The organism is Nocardioides sp. (assembly GCF_050699375.1).
Taxonomy (GTDB): Bacteria; Actinomycetota; Actinomycetes; order Propionibacteriales; family Nocardioidaceae; genus Nocardioides.
Genome location: NZ_JBOHDN010000374.1, coordinates 1 through 3,890, shown reverse-complemented (window position 1 = coordinate 3,890; position 3,890 = coordinate 1). Strand labels below are relative to the sequence as shown.

The following is a 3,890-nucleotide window of genomic DNA, read 5'->3' as shown; positions in this document are numbered from 1 at the left end:
CGTTATAACGAGCCGGCTCGGCAGGGTTTTGGGTCAGGACGAGCCGACTCGGCGGGCCAAGAGCACCAGCAGAGCGACCTCGACGGTGATGGTCACCGATCCGATGCCCATGGCGACCCAGGAGGCGGGCATCATGAATGCCGTGTGGGCGACCAGGATCCCGCCGACCATCCAGATCCAGTGCTGGTCGCTCCAGGTCGGCGCGACGCTCCAGCGCCGGATCGTCCAGCCGATGCCGTAGGCGACCGCGGCTGCGAGCACGATCGGGACCGGGGCCGGCACGATCTCCCCGAGCAGCGGGTCGGACCCGGGGCGCAACGCGAGCGGCAGGGTGAGCAGCAGGAAGACGTACGTCGCGGCGGCCGCGGTGAGGCCGACCACGACTGGTCTCGGCGCAAGCGTCGTCGGTGCCGGAACAGGGACCCGTGGGACCACCCGCAGGGCGATCCAGGCCAGCACGGCGATAGCGACGACGAAGGCCACGATCCACGGCAGCGGGGCGCGGTAGCCGGGATCCAGGATGCTCGAGATCACCACCCGTAGGCCGACGACGCCGAGCACGGCGAGGACTCCGACGACGATGAGGCCGCCGCGGCGCAGGAACGGCCGCCCGCGGTGGGAGGGGAAGATCAGGCCGATCAGAAGGATGGGGACGAGCACGCTGAAGACCACGTGCACCCCGAGCTGTGACGCCCAGTAGGTCAGGTTCGCGCCGCCCAGGCGCCAGCCCCAGTCGGCGGCGCCGTACATCTCCGGGCTCGTCAGCGCCTGCAGCCCGATCCCGTCCTCGGCCAGCTCGTAGGCCACTCCGAGAAGCACCAGGCTCGGCCAGCCGGCGCCGACCCTCACCGCGGCTTCACGGATCAGGAGGACACCGGCGCCGTACATGACGAGCAGCAGTGGCAGGAGGAGCCAGGTCTTTGGGACGGCGACCGCGGTGAACGACAGCTCCGCGCAGCACACCGTCAGAAGAACCAGTGTCCACGCGGCACGCAGCCGCCCGCGATCAGGTGTTGAACTCCGCGCCTTCATCGATTGCCTCCTCGGTTGGTGCGGTTCTTCGGCTTGGGCGATCCAGGAGCAGTCGGCGAAGACCAGCATCTCTTACCTGGTCCAGAACCTGCAGAAGTGACCTCTCGACCGACGTACGTGACTTCTCGGCCTGCAGAAGTGACCTCTCGGCGGGGGGAGACCTTCGGGAGTCAGCGCTCCAGAGCGCGCTTGAGGAGGGCGAGGGTGACTTCGCCCATGGAGGTGCCGTCGTGCTTGGCGGCGAAGGGGAAGACGCTGGTCTCGGTGGCGCCGGGGGTGATGGCGACCTCGAGGACGACGAAGCTGCCGTCAGGGGTGACCATGAAGTCGGTGCGGGAGATGTCGCGCATGCCGAGCAGCTCATGGGCGCGTACGGCGGTCTCGCCGAGCTCGGCGAGCAGGGAGTCGGAGAGGTCGGGGCGACCGAAGCCGACGAACTCAGCGGTGTAGCGGGCGGCGAAGTCGAACTCGTGGCCCTTGCTGAAGTCGATGGCGATCGGGGTCAGCGGCACCGTCCCGGCCTCGGTCTCGTGGACCACGACGGAGACGTCGATGCCGGAGTAGAAGCGCTCGATGAGCGCCTCGTCGCAGTAGGCGTACGTCTTGACCAGCGCGGCAGGGAGGGCCGAGAGGCCGTCGACACCGGTGATGCCGAGCGCCGAGCCACCGCGTGAGGGCTTGACGACGACGCGCTCGCCCATCCGGGAGATCACGTGCTCCATCAGGACCGGGGCGCCGACGTCGCGGAACGTGGTGGAGGAGAGCGAGACCGACTCGGGCACCGGGATGCCGCCGCGGCGCAGGATCTCGCGCGCGGCCGACTTGTCGAAGGCGACCCGGCACGAGGCGGAGTCGGTGCCGACGTACGGCACCCCGATCAGCTCCAGCAGCGTCTGGATCTCGCCGTCCTCACCGAACTGACCGTGCAGCGCGGGCAGCGCCACGACGGCCTTGTCGCGCTCGATGTTGTGCAGCAGCGCCCGGTCGAAGTCGTACGCGGCCACCTCCACTCCCAGCGCCGACAGCTCGCGCACGAGGTTGCGGCCAGAGGCCAGCGACACGTCGCGCTCGTGGCTCAGCCCGCCGGCGATGACGGCGACGGGCCCGGGAAGAGGAGATGTGCTCATGGGTTCGTTGTAACAGACGTTCGAAGGTTTATTGGAAAACGGGTCTCGACCCGCGGTCGCGGCTTCGCAAGCTCAGCCGCGCGCTCGCTCGACCTCCTCGCGTTTGCCCGGAGCAAGCTCCGTGCAAGGCTCGGAAATCAGATGTGGACGACCGGGCAGGTCAGTGTGCGGGTGATGCCTTCGAGGTTCTGGACGCGGGCCACGACCAGCTTGCCGAGCTCGTCGACGTTGCGGGCCTCGGCGCGGACGATCACGTCGTACGGACCGGTGACGTCCTCAGCCAGGGTCACGCCCTGGATCTTGCCGATCTCGGTGGCGACCTCCGCGGCCTTGCCGACGTCGGTCTGGATGAGGATGTACGCCTGTACGACCATGGTGCAGCTCCTGTTCTCAGTGCCTCCTTTGGCACATTGTCCGGCTAGTAACCTATCGCGTTATCTGTCGATCGACCTACACCGACCCTGGAGATAAGACGACCGGAGCCAGTGACCGCGTAAAGCTCGGGGACGGCGCGATGCGTGTCCCGGTATCTCTACACGGAATGAGGGAGGTTGGATGAGGATATGGCTTTTCCGAGGGACACGACACTCGCCGATGCTGGTGAGTTCGGGCTGATCACCGAGATGACCAAGCACTTCCCCCAGGGGAAGCAGGTGCTGGTCGGTCCGGGAGACGACGCCGCGCTGCTCCGGGTCACGCAGGGGCATGTGGTGGTCTCGAGCGACATGATGGTCGAGGGACGCCACTTCAGGCGGGACTGGGCCGAGGCCTCCCACATCGGCCACCGCGCCGCGGGCCAGAACCTCGCCGACATCGCCGCGATGGGCGGGACCGCTCACTCGATGACCCTCGGGCTCGCCGCGCCCGCCGATCTCCCGGCCGAGTGGGCGGTCGACTTCGCGGAGGGCTTCGCCGCGGAGTGTGCCCTGGTCGGGGCGTCCGTGGTCGGGGGTGACATCACCAGCGCCGACCAGATCGTCATCTCCGTGACCGCGATCGGCGCGGTCGCCCAGGCGCCGATCCTGCGCTCGGGCGCCGAGCCGGGCGACGTACTCGCTCTGTGTGGCCGTCAGGGCTGGGCCGCCGCGGGCCTGGCGATCCTCAAGCGCGGGTTCCGCTCACCGCGGGTGCTGGTCGACGCCTACCGCCGCCCACAACCGCCGTACGCAGCCGGTCCTGCCGCCGCGGCAGCGGGTGCCTCGGCGATGATCGACATCTCCGACGGGCTGCTCGCCGAGGCCAGGCACATCGCCGATGCCTCCGAGGTCACCATCGACGTGCGTACGTCCTCGCTGACCGTCCCCGACGAGCTCAACGCGGTCGCCTCGGCGACCGGCGTGGACTCGCTCTCGTTCGTGCTGGGCGGGGGAGACGACCACGCTCTGCTGGCCGCCTTCCCGCCCGAGGCCGAGCTGCCGCAGGGGTGGACGGTGATCGGCGAGGTCCAGGAGTCGGGGGAGACGCCGGTGACCGTCGACGGGGAGGTCTACGAGGGCGCGACCGGCTGGACGCACTTCTGACCGTCGAGAAGCCCGTGTCCGGGTTTGTACTTCGATCAGGCTTACGCCGGGTTTGCTTCGACGCGGCGCAAACCGGTCCTCCGCGCTTCGCGCGGTTACTCCCTCGCTCGGCGCGAGCGGACGAGCAAGCTCGCCGCTCGACCTCGCTCCGGTCGTCTCGCTTCGCTCCGGTCCGTTTGCGCCGAGTCAGCGCCGTTCGTGAGATAGCAGA

Annotated in this window: 4 protein-coding genes; 1 reads left to right on the top strand and 3 read right to left on the bottom strand. The window is 68.9% G+C overall.

The window, feature by feature from the left end:
• Positions 1 to 33: 33 nt before the first annotated feature.
• The 3 genes from ACRDPS_RS24645 to ACRDPS_RS24635 all read right to left on the bottom strand — a co-directional run bounded on the left by ACRDPS_RS24645 (position 34) and on the right by ACRDPS_RS24635 (position 2,533).
• Entirely contained in the window at positions 34 to 1,032 is a 999-nt protein-coding gene (locus ACRDPS_RS24645) for a hypothetical protein (protein WP_431504311.1), read from the bottom strand.
• Between the two features lie 170 nt (positions 1,033 to 1,202).
• Complete coding sequence (locus ACRDPS_RS24640; RefSeq protein ID WP_431504310.1) at positions 1,203 to 2,159, bottom strand: D-alanine--D-alanine ligase family protein; 957 nt, start codon at positions 2,157 to 2,159, stop codon at positions 1,203 to 1,205.
• A 137-nt stretch (positions 2,160 to 2,296) separates the two neighbouring features.
• Positions 2,297 to 2,533: an Lrp/AsnC family transcriptional regulator gene (locus ACRDPS_RS24635; protein ID WP_179656947.1), complete on the bottom strand. Its 237-nt coding sequence runs from the start codon at positions 2,531 to 2,533 to the stop codon at positions 2,297 to 2,299.
• A 189-nt stretch (positions 2,534 to 2,722) separates the two neighbouring features.
• Here ACRDPS_RS24635 and ACRDPS_RS24630 point away from each other — a divergent pair, with 189 nt between their 5' ends.
• Entirely contained in the window at positions 2,723 to 3,679 is a 957-nt protein-coding gene (locus tag ACRDPS_RS24630) for a thiamine-phosphate kinase (protein WP_431504309.1), read from the top strand.
• Positions 3,680 to 3,890 lie beyond the last annotated feature (211 nt).